This window comes from Bradyrhizobium sp. WCU1, assembly GCF_053474805.1.
Genome location: NZ_CM130280.1, coordinates 3933676 through 3952376 on the forward strand (window position 1 = coordinate 3933676; position 18701 = coordinate 3952376).

The following is an 18701-nucleotide window of genomic DNA, read 5'->3' on the forward strand; positions in this document are numbered from 1 at the left end:
GTCCTTTGGCGCCATGGATTCCGGGCTCAGCCCTTCGGGCTGCCCCGGAATGACAGCGAGCAAGGAGCAAGGCATGGACAATCTCGCAGCAACCGGCGGCGTCACGGGCCCAGGCCGCATCGGGCGGGTCGCGATCGGCGATCTGCTGAAGCGCGCCGCGCGGCGGTTTCCGGATCGCGTCGCGCTGACCGATGGCGGCAGACAGGTCACCTTCACCGAGCTCGAACGCGACGCCAATCGCTTCGCCAACCATCTGGTGCAGCGTGGATTGAAGCCGGGTGAGAAGATCTCGACGATCTGCAACAACTCCGTCGAGTTCGTCAAAGCGCTGTTCGGCATCCACCGCGCCGGCCTGGTCTGGGTGCCGATCAACACCATGCTCGGCCCGGCGGACATGGACTACATCCTCGGCCATGCCGAAGTCCGCTTTGCCATCATCGACGACAACCTCCATGCCCAGGCCGACCGGCGCGCCGCGCTGGAGGCGCGCGGCATGGAGATGATCGCGGTCGACCTGGCTGGCAACGCGGGCAAGACCGGACTGCAGGAATTCAACGGCCTGCTGGAAGGGCAGTCCGACATCGAGCCGGAGATCGAGATCAATGACCGCGATCTCGCCATGATCATCTACACGTCAGGCACGACGTCGCGGCCAAAGGGCGCGATGCATTGTCACCTTGCCGTGGTCATGGCCGTGATGAGCAACTGCATCGAGATGCAGCTGTCGCGTCATGACGGGATCACCGGGCAGTTTCCGTTGTTCCATTGCGCCGGCCATGTGCTGCTGCTGAGTTATCTCTCGGTCGGCGGTCGCATGGCGCTGATGCGCGGCTTCGATCCGGTGGTCTGCATGGAGGCGATCGTCCGCGACAGGCTCACGGTGTTCGTCGGCCTATCCTTGATGTACCAGGCGATCCTCGATCATCCGCGCCGGCGCGAATACGATTTGTCGGTCCTGCGCTGCTGCATCTACACCATGGCGCCGATGGGCAAGCCGCTGCTCGAGCGTGCCATCGCCGACCTCTGTCCGAATTTCGTGCTGACCAGCGGCCAGACCGAGATGTATCCGGCGACGACGATGTCGCGGCCGGAGGTGCAGCTCGACCGGTTCGGCAATTACTGGGGCGAGTCGCTTGTTGTCAACGAGACCGCGATCATGGACGACAACGGCAATCTGTTGCCGCGCGGCGAGATCGGCGAGCTGGTGCATCGCGGCCCCAACGTGATGATGGGCTACTACAAGGACCCGAAGTCGACCGAGGAGGCACGCAAGTTTGGCTGGCATCATACCGGCGATGTTGCCCTGATCGATGCCAATGGCGAGGTGCTGTTCCTCGATCGCAAGAAGGACATGATCAAGTCGGGCGGCGAGAACGTCGCCTCCGTCAAGATCGAGGAGACGTTGCTCGCGCACCCCGCCGTGCAGAACGCAGCCGTGGTCGGGCTGCCGCATCCGCAATGGGGCGAGGCGGTCTCAGCCTTCGTCAAGCTGAAGCCCGGTGCGGTCGCCGACGAGGCCGGTATCGAGGCGCATTGCCGAAAGCATCTCGGCGGCTTCCAGGTGCCGAAGCTGGTGCGTATCCTGGAGGAGATGCCGATGACCGCGACCGGCAAGCTGCGCAAGGTCGAACTGCGGCAGCAGTATAGCGGGCATTTTGTGGAGCGCGCCTAGTGGCCATCATCGAGAACACGATTTCCACCAGCAGCAACACATTCCAGGGCAATCGCGACGGCATGCTGGCGCTGATCGCACGGATGCGCGGGCTGGAGGAGCGCACGCGCACGGCCTCCGCCGCCGCCAAGGATCGCTTCCACAAGCGAGGCCAGCTGCTGCCGCGCGAGCGCGTCGCGCTGGTGCTCGATCCCGGCTCGCCCTTCCTCGAATTGTCGACGCTCGCCGGCTACATGTTCGATGTGGCTGATGCCGACAGGAGCGTGCCCGGCGGCGGACTGGTCGCCGGCATCGGCTTCGTCTCCGGCATCCGCTGCATGGTCAGCGCCAATGATGCCGGCATCGACGCCGGCGCGCTGCAACCTTACGGTCTCGACAAGACGCTGCGGGTGCAGGAGCTCGCGCTGGAGAACAAGCTGCCCTATGTGCAGCTGGTCGAAAGCGCCGGCGCCAACCTGCTGCGCTACCGCGTGGAGGATTTCGTCCGCGGCGGCAACATTTTCCGCAATCTGGCGCGACTGTCGGCGGCCGGGCTGCCCGTCGTCACCGTGACTCACGGCTCCTCGACCGCGGGCGGTGCCTACCAGACCGGGCTCTCCGACTACATCGTGATGGTGCGTGGCCGCACCCGCGCGTTCCTTGCCGGACCGCCTTTGCTCAAGGCCGCCACCGGAGAGATTGCGACCGAGGAAGAACTCGGCGGCGCCGAGATGCACACCCAAGTCTCGGGACTTGGCGATTATCTAGCCGAGGACGACCGCGATGCGCTGCGCATCGCGCGCGAGATCATGGCCAAGCTGCCATGGGACCGGCCGAGCCCAGAACCTGCCGCGTTCAAGCCGCCGCGCTACGACGCCGAGGAATTGCTCGGCATCATGCCGATGGATCACAAACGACCCGTCGACATGCGCCAGGCGATCGCGCGCTTCATCGATGATTCCGATTTCACCGAGTTCGGTGCCAATTACGGACCTGCCACGGTCTGCGGTCATGCCCGCATCCAGGGCCAAGCGATCGGCATCATCACCAACAACGGCCCGCTTGATGTGCCCGGAGCCAACAAGGCGACGCATTTCATCCAGGCCTGCTGCCAGTCGCGCACACCGATCCTCTACATGAACAACACCACCGGCTACATGGTCGGCCGCGCCTACGAGGAGGCCGGCATGATCAAGCACGGCTCCAAGATGATCCAGGCGGTAACCTCGGCAACGGTGCCGCAGATCACGCTGTATTGCGGCGCCTCGTTCGGCGCCGGCAATTACGGCATGTGCGGCCGCGGCTTCCATCCGCGGTTCTGCTTCTCCTGGCCGAATGCAAAGACCGCCGTGATGGGCGGTGAGCAGGCCGCCGAAACCATGGCGATCGTCACGGAGGCGGCGGCCGCGCGGCGCGGCAAGCCGATCGAAAAGGAGAAGCTGGACGCCATGAAGGCGCAGATCACCGGTGTGTTCGACAGCCAAATGGACGTGTTCTCGACCAGCGCCCGCGTGCTCGACGACGGTGTGATCGATCCGCGCGATACGCGGACGGTGCTGTCGGAGGTGCTTTCGATCTGCCGCGAGGCTGAGGCGCGGACCCCGCAGCGCATGCAGTTCTCGGTGGCGCGGCCATGAGCGGTACCATCGTGAAGCGGACGCCGTTCTTCAAGGTTTTGATCGCCAACCGCGGCGAGATCGCGCTGCGCATCATGCGCACGGCGCGGCGGCTCGGCTACAGCGTCGTCGCGGTCTACTCTGACGCCGACCGCGACGCGCTGCATGTGCGCGAGGCCGACCAGGCGGTGCGGATCGGTGAGGCGCTGCCGGCGCAATCCTATCTGAAGATCGACGCGATCATCGCGGCCGCCAAGGCAAGCGGCGCCGCCGCGGTGCATCCCGGCTACGGTTTCCTCGCCGAGAACGAAGACTTTGCGCAGGCTTGCCGCGATGCGGGTCTGGTGTTCATTGGCCCGTCGCCGGAAGCGATCCTTGCGATGGGCAACAAGGCCGGCGCCAAGGACATCATGCAAAAGGCCGGCGTGCCCTGCTTGCCCGGCTATCAGGGCGCCGACCAGAGCGATGCCGCGATGCTGGCGGAAGCGAAGGCAATCGGCTTCCCCGTCATGATCAAGGCGGTGGCCGGCGGCGGCGGCCGCGGCATGCGGCTGGTCGCGGACGCCGCGGCGTTTCCGGATGCGCTGCGCAGCGCGCGATCCGAGGCGCAGGGCGCGTTCGGCGACCCCAATGTGATCCTCGAGCGCGCGATCGTCGATCCGCGCCACATCGAGATCCAGGTGTTCGGCGACCGCCATGGCAATGCGATCCATCTCGGCGAGCGGGATTGCTCGGTGCAGCGGCGGCACCAGAAGCTGATCGAGGAGGCGCCGTCGCCCGCGGTGACGCCGGAGCTGCGCGCGCTGATGGGCGCGGTCGCGGTGCAGGCGGTCAAGGCGATCGGATACGAGGGCGCCGGCACGCTGGAGTTCCTGCTCGACCGCGCCGGCAATTTCTACTTCATGGAGATGAACACGCGGCTTCAGGTCGAGCATCCCGTTACCGAGGCGATCACCGGGCTCGATCTGGTCGAACTGCAGCTCCGTGTCGCCAGGGGCGAGCCGCTCGGCGTGAGACAGGAGGACGTCACCTTCTCCGGGCACGCCATCGAGGTGCGGCTGTGCTCGGAGGATGCCGCGCACGACTTCATGCCGCAATCCGGGACGATGGCGCGCTGGCAGATGCCTGACGGCATCCGTGTCGAGCATGCGCTGCAATCCGGCTCGGAGATCCCGCCGTTCTATGATTCGATGATCGCCAAGGTCATCAGCCACGGCGCGACCCGAGACGAGGCGCGCGGCAAGTTGATCTGCGCGCTGGAGCAGGTCACGGCGTTCGGCGTCACCACCAATCAAGGTTTCCTGATCGACTGCCTGCGTCATCCGGTCTTCGCCAAGGGCGAGGCGACCACGGCCTTCATCGGCGACAACCGTGATGCGCTGTTGGCGCCGCGGGCCGATCGCGGCAGCGACCTCGCGCTTGCGGCGCTGCTGTTCTACGTCACCCATCCGCATGCGCCGCCATGGCAGCGCGGCCGGTCGCTGTCGGCGACATTCCCGCTCGGCTTGCGGATCGATCTCGGCCATGGCGTGCAGGAGATCGAGATCGTCCGCGAACGCGACGGGAACTACCTCACGAGCCGCAACGGCGATCGCTTCAGCTTCGTGATCGACGAGCTCGATCAAGACAGCATCCGCTTCCACCATGATGGCCTGATGGAGCAGGCTAAATTCCTGCGCGATGGCGATCGGCTCTTTGTCTTGCATCGCGGCGTCATGCTGTCGGCCCGCGACCTCACGCTTGCGCCACCGGAGAGTGCGTCAGTCGCCGGCGGCGACGGCATGGTGCGTGCTGCCATGAACGGCCGGGTCGTCGCGGTGCTGGTGAAGGCTGGCGACAAGGTCGCGGCCGGCCAGCCGGTGATGACGCTGGAGGCGATGAAGATGGAACATGTCCACACCGCAGGGATCGCGGGCACGGTGTCGTCGATCGATGTCGCCGAGGGCGAACAGGTCACGACGGGCAAGATCGTGGTGGAGATCGAGGCTGCCGCATAACAGGTGTCGTCCCGGCGAAGGCCGGGACCCATAACCACGAATGTTGGTTGGCGGCACGATCTCCGGCCGCTTGCCGGTTTCCATGGCCGCGGCGTATGGGTCCCGGCCTTCGCCGGGACGACGGCTGAGTTACTCGTCGCGCCCCGTTCCATCATTCAGCCAGCAGGCCACCTGATGTCTCGCGCCGGTCGCCTGCAATCCTGGGCGCTCCGTCCTGCAACGATCGATGGCGTAGCGGCAACGGGTGTGGAAGGCGCAGCCGGGCGGCGGATTGATCGGACTCGGCACGTCGCCGTCGATCAGCGGTGCGGAACGCTTCGCCTTGGGGTCGGCGATCGGCACCGAGGCGAGCAGGGCCTGGGTGTAGGGATGGCGCGGGTTGGCGAACAGCTCGTGCTTGTCGGCGATCTCGACGATGCGGCCGAGATACATCACGGCCACGCGGTGGCTGATATGGGCGACAACAGCGAGGTCGTGTGCGATGAACAAATAGGAAAAGTTCTGCTGGCGCTGCAGGTCGATCAACAGATTGATCACCTGCGCCTGGATCGAGACGTCGAGCGCGGAGACCGGCTCGTCGCAGACGATCAGCCGCGGCCCGAGCGACAGCGCACGCGCGATGCAGATGCGCTGGCGCTGGCCGCCGGAGAATTGATGCGGAAAGTTCTTCATCTGGTCGGCCCGCAGGCCGACCTGCTGGAACAGTTCCGCGACCCGATCCTGCTTTTTTACGCCGCGCGCGAGGCCGTGCACGGTGAGAGGCTCGCCGACGATGTCGCCCGCCGTCATGCGCGGGTTGAGTGACGCGAAGGGATCCTGGAACACGATCTGCATCGAACGGCGGTACGGCCGCAGCGCCGACTTGCTGAGCGGCGCGATGTCCTCGCCATCGAGCCTGATCGCGCCGCTGGTCGGCTCGACCAGCCGCAGCACGGTGCGCGCGACCGTCGACTTGCCGCAGCCGGATTCGCCGACCAGGCCGAGCGTCTCGCCCGCGCCGAGTGCGAAGCTGACGCCGTCGACCGCGTGTACGGTGCCGACCTGCCGGCGCAGCACGCCGCCGCGCACCGGGTAGTGCTTGACCAGGTCAGTGACCTCAAGGAGCGGGCGCTGCTCGGTCATGACGCCTTCGCCATCTCGCCGGCGCGCCAGCATGCGGCCCAGTGATTGCTCTTGACCTCATCGAGCGGCGGATATTCCTGGCGACAGCGGTCGACCGCGAGTTTGCAGCGCGGCGCGAAGGCGCAACCCGGCGGCAGCCTTGTCAGCGACGGCACCATGCCGGGGATTTCGATCAGCCGCACGTCCTCGCTCCGGTCGGGCGAGGGCACCGCGGGGATCGAGGCCATCAGGCCGCGCGTGTAGGGATGCTGCGGCGTCTCGAACAGAGCTTCAACCGTCGCCTCCTCGACCTTCTTGCCGGCATACATCACGATCACGCGCTGCGCGGTCTGCGCCACGACGCCGAGATCGTGGGTGATCAGGATCAGCCCGGTGCCGAGCCGTTGCTGCAGATCGACGATCAGCGCCAGGATCTGCGCCTGGATGGTGACGTCGAGCGCGGTGGTCGGCTCGTCCGCGATCAGCAGCGCCGGCCGACACGCCAGCGCCATCGCGATCATGGCGCGCTGGCGCATGCCGCCGGAGAGCTGATGCGGATATTCCCGGGCGCGGCGCTCGGGCTCCGGAATGCGCACCAGCCGCAGCATGTCGACGGCTTGCTTCCAAGCTTCCTTGCTGCTCACCTTCTGATGCAGCCGCACCGCCTCGATGATCTGGTCGCCGATCCGCATCACCGGATTGAGCGAGGTCATCGGCTCCTGGAAGATCATCGAGATGCGGTTGCCCCTGATGCCGCGCATCGCGGCATCGTCGAGCTTCAGGAGGTCGGTACCCTCGAGCGTCACCGAACCGCCGACGATGCGGCCGGGCGGATCCGGCACCAGGCGCATGATCGAGAGCGCGCTGACGCTTTTGCCGCAGCCGGACTCGCCGACGATCGCCAGCGTCTCGCCGCGGCAGACCGAGAACGAGACGTCGTCGACCGCGCGGAATAGGCCGGAATTGGTGAAGAACACCGTCTGCAGGTTCTTCACGTCGAGAACCATCTCTGCCGCAATCGTCTCGCTCATCAGCCGCGCTGCCTCGGATCCAGGATGTCGCGCAGCGCGTCGCCGAACAGGTTGGTGCCGAACACGGCGAGGCTGATCGCGATGCCGGGGAAGATCACGAGCCACGGCGCGGTGCGGACATATTCGGCGGCAGATTCCGACAGCATGCGGCCCCAGGACGGATAGGGCTCGGGAATGCCGAGGCCGAGGAACGACAGCGACGCCTCGGTCAGGATGGTCGAGCCGAGCTGCGCGGTGGCGAGCACGATCAGGGGGGCGATGGTGTTGGGCAACACGTGGCGCAGCGCAATCCGCATATCGCTCATGCCGATCGATTTGGCGGCCTCGACGAACGGCTGCTCGCGCAGCGCCAGTGTGTTGGCGCGGATCACGCGCGCCACGGTCGGGATCAAGGGTATGGCGATCGCAAGGATCACGTTCGGCAGTGACGGGCCGAGCGCGGCGGTCATGACAAGCGCGAGCACCAATAGCGGCAGCGATTGCAGGATGTCGGTCACCCGCTGGAACACGAGATCGACCCAGCCGGAGAGATAACCCGAGGCGAGGCCCACGATGACGCCGAGCGTGGCGCCGAGCGTCGTCGAGCCAATGCCGACCGCAAGCGAGATTCGCGCGCCATGGATGATGCGGCTCCAGACATCGCGACCGAAGGAATCGGTGCCGAACCAGTGCAGCGCGGAGGGCGCGGCGAGCCGGTGCGTGGAATCGACGGTGAGCGGGTCGTAGCGGCTGATGACATTGGCGAAGATTGCGGTCAGCACGAACAGCAGCATGATGATCAGGCCGATCGTGCCGAGCACATGCCGCTGCGCGAGGAAGGCCAGCCGCCCCCAGCCGCCGGTGGCGTTGGCTCCGGCGCGTCGCAATTCGCTGTCGAAATTGATCGACGCCATCAGGTCAGTCTCCGAACCGGATACGCGGGTCGACCGCCGCATAGATCATGTCGACGATGAAGTTCACGACCACCACGACGACGGCGATGAACATCACGAGGTTCTGCACGATCGGATAGTCGCGCCAGCGCAGCGCCTCGACCAGGAAGCGAGCGATGCCGGGGATGTTGAACACGGTCTCGGTTACGATCAGCCCGCCGATCAGGAACGCGGCCTCGATGCCGATCACGGTGATGACCGGCAGCACGGCGTTCTTCAGCGCGTGGTGATAGTTGACGGAAGCCTCGGAGGCGCCCTTGGCGCGCGCGGTGCGGATATAGTCCTGGCGCAGGATCTCCAGCATCGAGGAGCGGGTGATGCGCATGGTCAGCGCCGCGCTGCGGAAGCCGACCGCCATCGCCGGCACCGCATAGATGCTGAACGCCTCGAGCCAGGTCTTCGGGTTCGGATTGAAGATCGGCATGGTGCCGAACAGCGAGACCGAGGCCATCAGGATCAACAGCCCGAGCCAGAACGACGGCAGCGACAGGCCGCTGAGGCTGACGACGCGCAGCGCGTAGTCGAGCTTGGAGCCCTGGTGCACCGCGCTGATCACCCCGAGCGGAATGCCGATCGAGGCGGAGAACAGCAGCGCCAGGCCCGCGAGCCGCGCGGTGATCGGAATCCGCGGCAGGATCTCCTCCAGCGCCGGCTTCTCCGAGACATAGGAATAGCCGAGATCGCCGTGCAGCAGGCCGCCGATCCAGTGCAGATACTGGATCACGATCGGCTGGCTGAGCCCGAGCTCGCGCTCCAGATTGGCCTTGTCGGCGGGATCGACGAAGCCGGCAGCATCGAACAGGATATCGACGATGTTGCCGGGAACGACGCGCAGCAGCACGAAGATGATGACCGAGATCCCGAACAGGGTCACCAGCATCAGGAACAGCCGCCGCACGATATAGGCAAACACCCTGGCTCTCTCCCTGATCTCGCTTGTGGCTTATTTGTCCAGCCAGACGTCTTCGTAACGGTAGCCGTTATAGGAGCTGTTGGACATGATCGTGACATTCCTCACGTAGGGCTTCCAGCAGGTGCCGGTGCGAGCATGGAAGATGATCGGCCGCGCGACGTCTTCCTGCAGCTTCCTGTCGATCTCCCAGACCAGCTTCTTGCGCTTGTCGACGTTTGTCTCTTCCGACTGCTGGTCGAACAGCTTCTCGATGTCCTTGTTGCAATAGTTGGTGTAATTCCGCTCCGAGCCGCAGGCATAGTTCTCGTAGAACGACTGGTCGGGCTCGTCGACGGCGTTGCCGGTGAGGTTGAGGCCGAGCGAATAGTCCTTGCGCGCGATCTTCGGGAACCATTGCGCGGTGTCGACCACGTCGAGCTCGGCGTCGATATAGATGCTCTTGATCTGGTCGATCAGGATGATCGCGGGGTCGCGATAGACCGCGATGTTGCGGGTCGACACCTTGATCTGCAGATGCTTGTCCGGACCATAGCCCGCCTTCTGCATCAGTTTGCGGGCTTCCTCGCGGTTCTTCTCGACGTCGGGCCCATACCCTGGAATCGATTCGAGCATCTCCTTCGGCATCGCCCACAGGCCGGCGGGCGCCGGCTCCATGGTGCCGCCGATGTCGCCCTGGCCCTCGAACATGATCTGGATGAACGCCTTGCGATCGAGCGCCAGCGCTAAAGCACGGCGGATGTCGAGATTGTCGAACGGCGGGGCGGTTGAATTGATGATGATGTTGGTGGAGACGTTGTTCGGTTCCACCACGCAGACCGCTTTTGGGTCCTGCGACTTGACGTCCTTGAGCAGGGGGATCGAGACCTCGGTCGGGAACGTCATGTCGAACTTGCCGGAGACGAAGCCGAGGATCGCGGTCGAGCGGTTCGGGATGATGGTGAATTCGATACCGTCGAGATGGGGCAGGCCCTTCTTGAAGTAATCCGGGTTCTTGGTGAGCTTGATCGATTCGTTGGCCTTGAACTCGACGAATTTGAACGGCCCGGTGCCGACGGGCTTGGTGCGCATCTCCGCCGGCGAGACGTGGCAGGGATACACCGGCGAATAGCCCGAGGCGAGCAGCGACAGCAGCGCCGGCTGCGGCCGCTTCAGCTTGAACGACGCTTCATCATCGCCGTTGGTCGTGACCTCGTCGACCTGATCGTACCAGGATTTGCGCGGGTTCTGCCGGAACTTCTGCGGCGATTTGCCCATCAGCATGTCGAAGGTGCATTTCACGTCGGCCGACGTGAACGGCTTGCCGTCATGCCACTTCACGTCCTTGCGCAGCTTGAAGGTCAGCGTCTTGTTGTCGCCGCTCCAGGCCCAGCTTTCGGCAAGCTCCGGCCGGATCGTGCTGGTGCTGTTCTGCGCGACATGCTGATCGAAGATCACGAGATTGTTGAAGATCGGCATGAACGGAATGTTCACCGAATAGGTCGCGCCCTCGTGGATCGAGGCACTGCCGGGACTATCGCGGTGATAGATCCTGAAGATGCCGCCGGATTTCGGCTCGGTTGCGCGTGAAACGTCGCCGACGGTCAGCACAGATAACACCGCGACGGCCAGCGCTTGCACGCTCCGCATGGTCCCCTCCACGAATTTCGGTCTCAATGGCCGATTGGCATCGACGATACCACGGTGAGGCTGTCGGGCAACCGGCGAGGGTCACGAAGGGATTGGCAATTCGGATGACAACTGACCATAAAATTCCCGGGGACCGGGAATATTGGGTCTGATGATGTGGAACTCCGGCCGTTCTGCTATGTGGTGACGAGTCTCTGTTGGAATTTGATTGCTAACGCTGAAGCGTGTGGCGTGAAGCTGACTGCAATCAGCGACAGTTTGTCGCCGATTGCTAGTGTCGCGGTTGGCTCGTTCCCGTCATCCCGAGGTGCGAGCGGAGCGAGCCTCGAAGGATGCACGGCCACCAGCCGGGCCGTCGATCCTTCGAGACGCGCTTCGCGCTCCTCAAGATGGCGGTGTCGCATCACCACTCGCTTCACTCCGTCGCCTGCGGCGAGGGGAGTTGCATGTTGGCGACACCATCGGCGTCGGTCGCCGAGATGGTGGTGCGGATCATCAGGCGGCCCTCATGCGCCGGCCAGGGGCGGCCGCGGTGCATGGTGGCGCGGTTGTCCCACATCACGACGTCGCCCTGTTTCCATTGATGCAGATAGCTGACGCCGGGCGCGGTCGCCGCTTCGGTCAATTGCTCGATCAGCGCCTTGCCGGCATCGGCATCCATGCCCTCGACGCCGTAAGCATGGGAGGCGAGATACAGCGCGCCGCGGCCGTTGACCGGATTGCGCCAGACCATGCGCCAGCACACCGGCGGCAGCGCGTCGACCTCCTCCGTCGTCGCGAGCCCGGCGGCCACCTTGCTGCGCGAATGCGCGTAGGAATGCCAGGCGAACGAGTTCTCCAGCCGCCTCGCCACGTCCTTGTCGAGCCGCTCGAAGGCGAGCCGCATCGAGACGAATTCGGTCTCGCCGCCATGTTCTGGGATGATCCGCGCGGACAGGATCGAGGTCAGCGCCGGCACGCGCTTGAAGGAGGAATCGGTGTGCCAGAGCTGGTTGGCCTTGGCGCGCAGCTGCTGTCGGTGATCCGACGGCACCACCTTTCCGTCGGGCCCGAAGGTCGAGAGGATCACGAAATGCGAGCCGGTGCCCATCGAGCCGACTTTGGTCGTCTCGGGCGGACCGAAGCGGCGCGAGAAGGCGAGCTGGACGTCGTCGCTGACCTCCTGGTCGCGAAACACCAGCACCGAATGTTCCTCGAACGCTGCGCGCACCGCCGCGTAGGCCGCATCGCTGGCGGCAACGTCTGACAGCGTCACGCCGCGCAGCTCGGCGCCAAACCCCTCGCGCAGTGGGATCACGTCCATCGGCAGCTCCTCCCTGATTTTTCTTGTTGAAGCGAGGTTAGGGCAAAACCCCGCCACCGGCAACGCGGCCCGCTGCATCTCAACCCATTGCGATCAGATTGTGCCGTGTGCGTCGTTCGGCGACCTCAATGCGCTGCGTGACGAAGGCGAACAGCGCCCAGCTCGAATGAAAGGCGACGCCGGCAAGGACCACGATGGCTCCCGGAAGCGGCCCGATCGAGGCGCGGTCCCAGATGTCGGTCACCGCCACCAACGGCAGCGGATGGATCGCCAGCTTGCCGTAATAGGCGATGGCCTGGATCGCGAAAATCCAGCCGTAGGTACGGCGCAGCCGCCGGCCGACCGCGCGGGCAAAGCTGATGTGGTAGCTGGGGCGGCGATAGTCGTTGGCCAGCAGCTCGGTCCAGGCCGCATTCGGCGATGGGTCTTCGCCGCGGATCATCGGCGCGTAGAAATCGGTTTCGAGCAGCCGGGCACGGGCACGCCAGACATTGAAGTAGCGGTAGCGTCGCGCCTCGAACAGCAGGAAGACCGTCACCAGCAGGCCGACCAGCACCATCGGCAGAGGCGATGCCTCCGCATTGCTGTAGGTCGCGGACAGCGCGATCCCGGTGGTGACAACAGCCCAGTTGGTCGAGCTGTCGAGGCGGGTGCGCCAGACTGTGCTGCGGTAGACCTCGCCGCGATAGAGGTGGGCGAGCGCGCCAATCTCGGCGGCAGTGAATTCGAGCCTGCCGGCCTGCACCGGCTCCGGCTCGCGCGGCTGGGGCGACGGCATGGCGGCCTCCGGCGAAGCTGGCTTGCAATCCCGGAGCATAGCGCGAAATCAGCGCGAGGGGCGAGTCCGTCGCGCGGCGGCGCGTGCCCGATCGGATCAGCGTCGTCAGCCGCATCGCTCGGCTCACACGATCCGCGAGGTCTTGTTGCCCCAGTAGCGGTCGCGCAGCAGGCGCTTGTAGAGCTTTCCGGTCGGCAGCCGCGGCAGCTCGGCTTCGAAATCCACCGAGCGTGGCACCTTCTGGCGCGACAAGGACTGGCTGCAGAACGCGATCAGCTCCTCGGCGAGCTCCGGCCCCGGCGCGATGCCCTCGGCCGGTTGCACCACCGCCTTCACCTCCTCGCCGAGATCGACATTGGGCACGCCGAACACCGCGGCGTCGGCGACCTTGGGATGGGTGATCAGCAGGTTCTCGCATTCCTGCGGATAGATGTTCACGCCGCCGGAGATGATCATGAAGGTGGCGCGATCGGTGAGGTAGAGGAAGTTGTCGTCGTCGACATAGCCGACGTCGCCGACCGTGCTCATGCTGCCGTCGGCCGAGCGCGCCTCGCTGGTCTTGGCCGGATCGTTGAAATACTCGAACGGCGTCGCGGTCTTGAACCACACCGTGCCCGGCGTGCCCTTCGGACAGGGCTGCATGTTCTCGTCGAGGATATGCAGGTCGCCGAGCAGGACCCTGCCGACGGTGCCGCGATGTGCGAGCCATTCCTCGCTGTTGCAGGCGGTGAAGCCGAGGCCTTCGGTCGCGCCGTAATATTCGTGGATGATCGGCCCCCACCACTTGATCATGTCGTCCTTGACCAGCGCCGGGCAGGGCGCAGCGGCATGGATCGCGATCTCGAGCGTCGACAGGTCGTAGCGGGTGCGCACCTGCTCGGGCAGCTTCAGCAGGCGCGAGAACATGGTCGGCACCAGCTGGCTGTGGGTGATGCCCCACTTCTCGACCAGCGCGAGATAGCGTTCGGGATCGAAGCTCTCCATGATGACGACGGTGCCGCCCATCCGGATGGTCAGATTGACCGCGGCCTGCGGCGCCGAGTGATAGAGCGGCGCTGGTGACAGATAGACCATGCCCTCGCGGTAGTGCCAGAGCTTGGTCAGGAAATCGAACAGCGGCAGGTTTTGCGACGGCGGCTGCTCCGGCAGCGGCCGCACGATGCCCTTGGGCCGGCCGGTGGTGCCTGAGGAATAGAGCATCGCGGTGCCGGCATATTCGTCCGCGATCGGCGTTGCCGGCAGTCCTGCGGTGGCTTCTCGCAGTCCGACGATGCGATCGCTCTCGCTGTCGCCGTCGACCACGATGCAGAGCTCGACCTGCGGGCACTCCTTGAGTGCCTCGCGTGCGATGTCGAGCTTGAGCTTCGAGGTGATCAGGATTCGCGACTGGCTGTTGGTCAGGATGTAGGCGAGCTCGCCCGCGGTGAGGTAGGAATTGACGCAGGTGTAATAGAGGCCCGCGCGCTCGCCGGCGCCGCAGGCCTCGAGGTAGCGGTTGTTGTTTTCCATGAAGATCGAATAATGGTCGAGCCGCTTCATGCCGCGGTTGCGGAACAGATGGGCGAGGCGGTTGTTGCGCGCCTCCAACTCGCGATAGGTGACGATCTCGCCGGTCCCGGCCATGATGAAGGCGGGTTGCAGCGGACGCAGGTAAGCATGCTTGCCGGTATACATTGAGCTTTATTTCCCCCTCACTCGCAACTTGATCATGCCCTAGGCAGCCATCAGCAAAATCTCGCGAACCTGCGATGGACCGTCGATCTTGCGCGGGTTGCGTGGCACCCAGGGCGTGCGCATCGCACCCGCCGCGATGCGGTCGAAATGTTCAGGGCCGACACGGACCTCGGCCAGGCTGCGCGGCATGCCGAGATCGCGGATGAAGTGGTCGAGCACGTCGCCTGCGTCCTCGCCCGGACGCCCCATCGCGGCGGCGACCAGCGCCTGCCGGCCGGCATTGTCGCGCTTGTTCCAGCGCATCACCGCCGGCAGCATCACGCAGGAGGTGTAGCCATGCGGCACGTCGAACTCGGCGCCGAGCACATAGCCGATGCCATGGCTCGCGCCCATCGGAACGCCGGAGGCGAGCGGGCCGGTCGAGAGCCAGGTGCCGATCTGGCAATCCATCCGCGCCGAGATGTCCTTCGGGTTGGCCTTCACCCGCGGCAGGCCGGCCGCCAGCATCTCAAGTCCCTTCAGCGCCTGCGCATCGCCGTAAGGATGCGCCTCGCGCGAGCAGATGCCCTCGACGCAATGGTCGACCGCGCGGATGCCGGTCGACAGAAACAGCCAGTCCGGCGTGTGCACCGACAGGTCCGGATCGAGGATCGTGGCGCGCGGCATCACCAGCGGATGGCGCAGCATCTCCTTCTGCCGCTTGACCTCGTTGGTGACGCCCGCGATCGACGAGAACTCGCCGCCGGCGATCGTGGTCGGCACGCTGATCTGGCGCACGGCCGGCGAATTCATCTCGGGCGAGACGCCACCACGGGTGCGAATCGCATCGATGCCGTCGGATGTGGTGACATTGTTGGCGAGGCAGAGCTGCACCGCCTTGGCGCCATCGGTGATCGAGCCGCCGCCGATGGTGACGATCAGATCGGCCTGCGCATCGCGCGCCTGTTCCGTCGCCGTGATGACCGCGGCGCGCGGCGTATGCGCCGGCATCTTGTCGAAGGTCCCGACGCAGCGGGACCCGAGCGCCGCGCGGACTTTCTCGATCTCGTCGGTGTCGCGGTTCAGCGTGCCCGACACCATCAGGAACGCGCGCTGCGCGCCCAGCCGGTCCAGTTGCTCGACGACGGCCTCACGGGCGGGCCGCCCGAACACGACCTCGTCCATGGCGCCGAATACGACACGGCCTCGATGCACGCGCCTCTCCCTCAAAATGGTCCGCCTTGCCGGCGGTCGTTTGGGTGGAGGTTAGCGGAGGAAATCGGGGTCGTCATCAGGGACCTCGGTGGCACGGTCGGAGGCTCCGCATCCACCGCCGTCGTCCTGGCGAAAGCCAGGACCCATAGCCACCGCATTCGGTGATGAACGGGATTGTGGCTCCAGCGTCGCGCAAGGGCCGCCCCTCTATCCTCCCGTCATTCCGGGGCTCGCGAAGCGAGGGCCCGGAATCCATCGGGCCGCATCACTTTTGGTGAAATGGATTCCGGGTGCGACGCGCTTTGCGTCGCCCCGGAATGACGAGGGAGAGAGCAACTCCGGAATGACCGCGAGAGAGCACGGCAGAAGCCTTGACGGTATCGTCGCGACGTGTGTTACACGTCGACAGCAACAAGGACGTGCGCATGACCACCGTCGATCTCGCGAAATTGCATATTGATGACTTCACGCCGTACCAGGATGCCGGGTTCGAGTTGCGGGCGGCGGATCGCGTGGTGGTGCTGAAGCTCGCCAAGGTCGAGCCCGCGGGCAACAGCGGCCGGCCGGGCGGCGCGTTCTCGCTGCTGTTCGCGGGGCCGAAGGGGGCCTGGCTGCCGCAGGCGATCTATCCGGTGCGGCATCCGGCGCTCGGCGTGATCGACATCTTCCTGGTGCCGATTGGCCCGCTCGAAGACGGCAACGGCTATCAGGCGGTCTTCACCTGACCGCCGGGAGCTTCCGGTGCGCGCCAGCGCATCAGGTCGTAGACGCCCTTGTCTTCCTCGGTCACGAAGCCGAGCCGGCGATAGAGTCGCATCGCGGGATTGTACTTCTCGACATGGATCGACATCGCCTTGCCGGCCGCGGCGGCCTCGTCGAGCAGGTCGCGCATCAGCGCGCCGCCGAGGCCGGATCCGCGATATTCCGGCAGCAAGGCGATATCGATGACGCAATGCTCGCTCGGCCAGCGGTCGAGATAGAGACGGCCGACATCCTCGCCGCCGCGCATCGTCACCAGCCAGTCGGCGGTCGGATAATGCTGCTGGTAATGCGCGTGCTGCGCCTGGAATTGCATGGCGAGGAAGGCGGCCTTCTGCTCCGCGCTCCACGGGGTGACCGCCAGTTCCTCGGTGCGGGTCGAGGCGTAGAGCCGCGCGAGGAACGGCAGGTCGGCTTCGGTGATATGACGGAAGGTCAAGCCGGCATCCGCCGCGCGTGTCCACCCGAACGCCGCGGAAACCCTATCTGTGCTCAAGCCATCCGCCATGTCCAGCTCAGCTGCGCGGCGGGAAAATGCCCTGCAACGCGATGCAGAAGTTCAAGGTGAGATAGGGCATCAAATTGTTGTGGGGCATGCTGCCGCCGTTCGGAAGTATCGAGCTGGCCGGCGCGAACTGCGCAATGTTGCTCAGCGTTGCCGTGTAGGCTTGGCCCGGGTTCGCGCGCGCCAGCGATCGCGCCGGGCTGGGCGTGGCGAGATCCGACGGATTGATATTGCCTTGAATCGGATGGTTGTGCTGAGGCATTTCGCTTTGCAGCAATGTCACGGAGGGGGTGCCGCCGTTCTCGCCCAGGATGTAGGAGGAGCCGGTGATGCTCTGCCCCTGCTGCATCGGCGAATTGCCCTGCATGTTGGGCAGCGCGAAGTTGCTCCTGCCGTCGCCGCCGTAAGTGGTGCCGAGCAAGGAGAACAGCGCGGTGTTCTGCGAGATCGGCATCAGCTGGCCGTTGCAGAAGGCCCATCCCTTGGGCGCAAAATTGAACGGGAATATGCGGATCTCGGCCAAGAATGGATCAGACATGGTCCCGTCCTAGGTTTGGCTCGGATAAACGCCGAACAGTGAAATAATGAAGTTGATGCAAAGGTAGGGCTGCATGTTGTTATGCGGCTGGTTGCCGCCGACGAACGTGCACGCCTGGTTCGCCATCGCAGAGGCGGCCGGGGCCTCGCGATAGATCTGGGTCGCGCCCACACTGCCCACGACATTGCCGGTCACCGTGTTGCCGGTCGCATTGTTCAGCGATGCGGCCATCGGGTGGTTGTGGACGGGCAGTTGCTGGGTGATCAGCGTCACCTGTTCGACGCCCCCGGTCTGCCCCATGACGAAGCCAGCGCCCTGGTGCATCGGAAGGCGGCCCTGCAGGTTCGGCAGCGCGAATGTCGACTGGCCGTCTCCGCCATAGGTGGTCCCGATCAAATTGTACAAGGTGTCGTACTGATCGATCGGCACGACCTGTCCCTGGCAAAGCATCCAACCGGCCGGCGCGAAATTGCCGCCGAACATCCGAATTTCGCCGACGTAGGGCTGGCTCATGATGGGCGTCCTTCAGGTCTGGGAGGGAAAGATGCCCTGCAATGCGATGCAGAAGCTGAGCGTGAGGTAGGGCTGCATGTTCTCGTGAGGTTGCGAGCCACCGGCATTGCCGACGGTGCTCCCGACCAGCGTCGTCAGATTGCTGGGCGTGGTGTAGAGATTGGCCGACTGCGCCATCAGATTGTTGGTGAGCACCGCATTGTCGGCGGGGTTGGTCGTGCCCTGGAAGATGTGGGGGTGCTGCGGCATCTCGGAGGTCGTCAGCGTGTGCGTCGTCTCGCCGCCGGTCTGGCCCAGCGTGAAGCCGGAGCCCATATGGATCGGCACCTTGCCTTGCAGATTGGGCAGCCCGAAGGTGGTCTGGCCATTGCCGCCATAGGTCGTGCCGAGCAGCGAGAACAAGGCCTGGTTCTGGTTGATTGGCATCAGCTGACCGTTGCAGAACGCCCAGCCTTTCGGCGGGAAGCTGAACGACATCATCTTGATTTCCGAGAGAAACGGCTGGGACATCGATCCTCCGTCAGACGATCTGTCTCGTCAGTGATGCAATGAATAAAATGCAAGGCAAAT

17 protein-coding genes are annotated in these 18701 nt (G+C 65.1%); 4 read left to right on the top strand and 13 right to left on the bottom strand.

Annotation, left to right across the window (positions count from 1 at the left end; genetic code table 11):
• Positions 1-73 precede the first annotated feature (73 nt).
• Genes ACTUWL_RS18275 through ACTUWL_RS18285 form a run of 3 tightly spaced genes read left to right on the top strand, consistent with a single transcriptional unit; the run spans position 74 to position 5264 of the window.
• Entirely contained in the window at positions 74-1672 is a 1599-nt protein-coding gene (locus ACTUWL_RS18275) for an AMP-binding protein (protein WP_021078117.1), read from the top strand.
• Positions 1672-3288, top strand: a complete 1617-nt coding sequence (locus ACTUWL_RS18280) for an acyl-CoA carboxylase subunit beta (protein ID WP_021078118.1) — start codon at positions 1672-1674, stop codon at positions 3286-3288. The genes ACTUWL_RS18275 and ACTUWL_RS18280 overlap by 1 nt, the downstream gene beginning before the upstream one ends.
• Complete coding sequence (locus ACTUWL_RS18285; protein WP_021078119.1) at positions 3285-5264, top strand: acetyl/propionyl/methylcrotonyl-CoA carboxylase subunit alpha; 1980 nt, start codon at positions 3285-3287, stop codon at positions 5262-5264. Before ACTUWL_RS18280 ends, ACTUWL_RS18285 begins: the two co-directional genes overlap by 4 nt.
• A gap of 129 nt (positions 5265-5393) precedes the next feature.
• Here the strand turns inward: ACTUWL_RS18285 and ACTUWL_RS18290 are convergent, their stop codons facing one another.
• The 9 genes from ACTUWL_RS18290 to ACTUWL_RS18330 form a co-directional block, all read right to left on the bottom strand.
• On the bottom strand, positions 5394-6386 hold the full coding sequence (locus tag ACTUWL_RS18290; protein WP_021078120.1) for an ABC transporter ATP-binding protein: 993 nt from the start codon (positions 6384-6386) through the stop codon (positions 5394-5396).
• Entirely contained in the window at positions 6383-7396 is a 1014-nt protein-coding gene (locus ACTUWL_RS18295) for an ABC transporter ATP-binding protein (RefSeq protein ID WP_106939981.1), read from the bottom strand. The genes ACTUWL_RS18290 and ACTUWL_RS18295 overlap by 4 nt, the downstream gene beginning before the upstream one ends.
• Positions 7396-8289, bottom strand: coding sequence for an ABC transporter permease (locus tag ACTUWL_RS18300; RefSeq protein ID WP_021078122.1), 894 nt, complete (start codon positions 8287-8289; stop codon positions 7396-7398). The genes ACTUWL_RS18295 and ACTUWL_RS18300 overlap by 1 nt, the downstream gene beginning before the upstream one ends.
• Positions 8290-8293: 4 nt before the next feature.
• Positions 8294-9241: an ABC transporter permease gene (locus ACTUWL_RS18305; RefSeq protein WP_021078123.1), complete on the bottom strand. Its 948-nt coding sequence runs from the start codon at positions 9239-9241 to the stop codon at positions 8294-8296.
• Positions 9242-9271: 30 nt separating this feature from the next.
• On the bottom strand, positions 9272-10867 hold the full coding sequence (locus tag ACTUWL_RS18310) for an ABC transporter substrate-binding protein (RefSeq protein WP_021078124.1): 1596 nt from the start codon (positions 10865-10867) through the stop codon (positions 9272-9274).
• 415 nt (positions 10868-11282) lie between these two features.
• Complete coding sequence (locus tag ACTUWL_RS18315; protein WP_021078125.1) at positions 11283-12170, bottom strand: TauD/TfdA dioxygenase family protein; 888 nt, start codon at positions 12168-12170, stop codon at positions 11283-11285.
• Between the two features lie 79 nt (positions 12171-12249).
• Positions 12250-12948: a DUF2270 domain-containing protein gene (locus tag ACTUWL_RS18320; protein WP_021078126.1), complete on the bottom strand. Its 699-nt coding sequence runs from the start codon at positions 12946-12948 to the stop codon at positions 12250-12252.
• 123 nt (positions 12949-13071) lie between these two features.
• Positions 13072-14622, bottom strand: coding sequence for an AMP-binding protein (locus ACTUWL_RS18325; RefSeq protein ID WP_021078127.1), 1551 nt, complete (start codon positions 14620-14622; stop codon positions 13072-13074).
• A gap of 39 nt (positions 14623-14661) precedes the next feature.
• A complete protein-coding gene (locus ACTUWL_RS18330) occupies positions 14662-15816 on the bottom strand; it encodes an iron-containing alcohol dehydrogenase (RefSeq protein ID WP_021078128.1) in 1155 nt (384 codons plus the stop codon).
• A 425-nt stretch (positions 15817-16241) separates the two neighbouring features.
• Between ACTUWL_RS18330 and ACTUWL_RS18335 the strand changes: the two genes are divergently transcribed.
• The gene (locus ACTUWL_RS18335) at positions 16242-16541 is read left to right on the top strand and encodes a DUF6916 family protein (RefSeq protein WP_021078129.1); all 300 of its coding nucleotides are present in this window, start codon (positions 16242-16244) and stop codon (positions 16539-16541) included.
• Here the strand turns inward: ACTUWL_RS18335 and ACTUWL_RS18340 are convergent.
• The 4 genes from ACTUWL_RS18340 to ACTUWL_RS18355 form a co-directional block, all read right to left on the bottom strand.
• A complete protein-coding gene (locus ACTUWL_RS18340) occupies positions 16523-17014 on the bottom strand; it encodes a GNAT family N-acetyltransferase (protein WP_307756434.1) in 492 nt (163 codons plus the stop codon). The two genes, ACTUWL_RS18335 and ACTUWL_RS18340, sit on opposite strands and share 19 nt — an antisense overlap.
• Positions 17015-17090: 76 nt before the next feature.
• The gene (locus tag ACTUWL_RS18345; protein ID WP_021078131.1) at positions 17091-17618 is read right to left on the bottom strand and encodes a phage tail protein; all 528 of its coding nucleotides are present in this window, start codon (positions 17616-17618) and stop codon (positions 17091-17093) included.
• 9 nt (positions 17619-17627) lie between these two features.
• Positions 17628-18131 carry a phage tail protein gene (locus tag ACTUWL_RS18350; RefSeq protein WP_021078132.1) on the bottom strand — a complete coding sequence of 168 codons (504 nt, stop codon included), beginning with the start codon at positions 18129-18131 and terminating at the stop codon, positions 17628-17630.
• Between the two features lie 12 nt (positions 18132-18143).
• The gene (locus ACTUWL_RS18355; RefSeq protein ID WP_021078133.1) at positions 18144-18641 is read right to left on the bottom strand and encodes a phage tail protein; all 498 of its coding nucleotides are present in this window, start codon (positions 18639-18641) and stop codon (positions 18144-18146) included.
• Positions 18642-18701 lie beyond the last annotated feature (60 nt).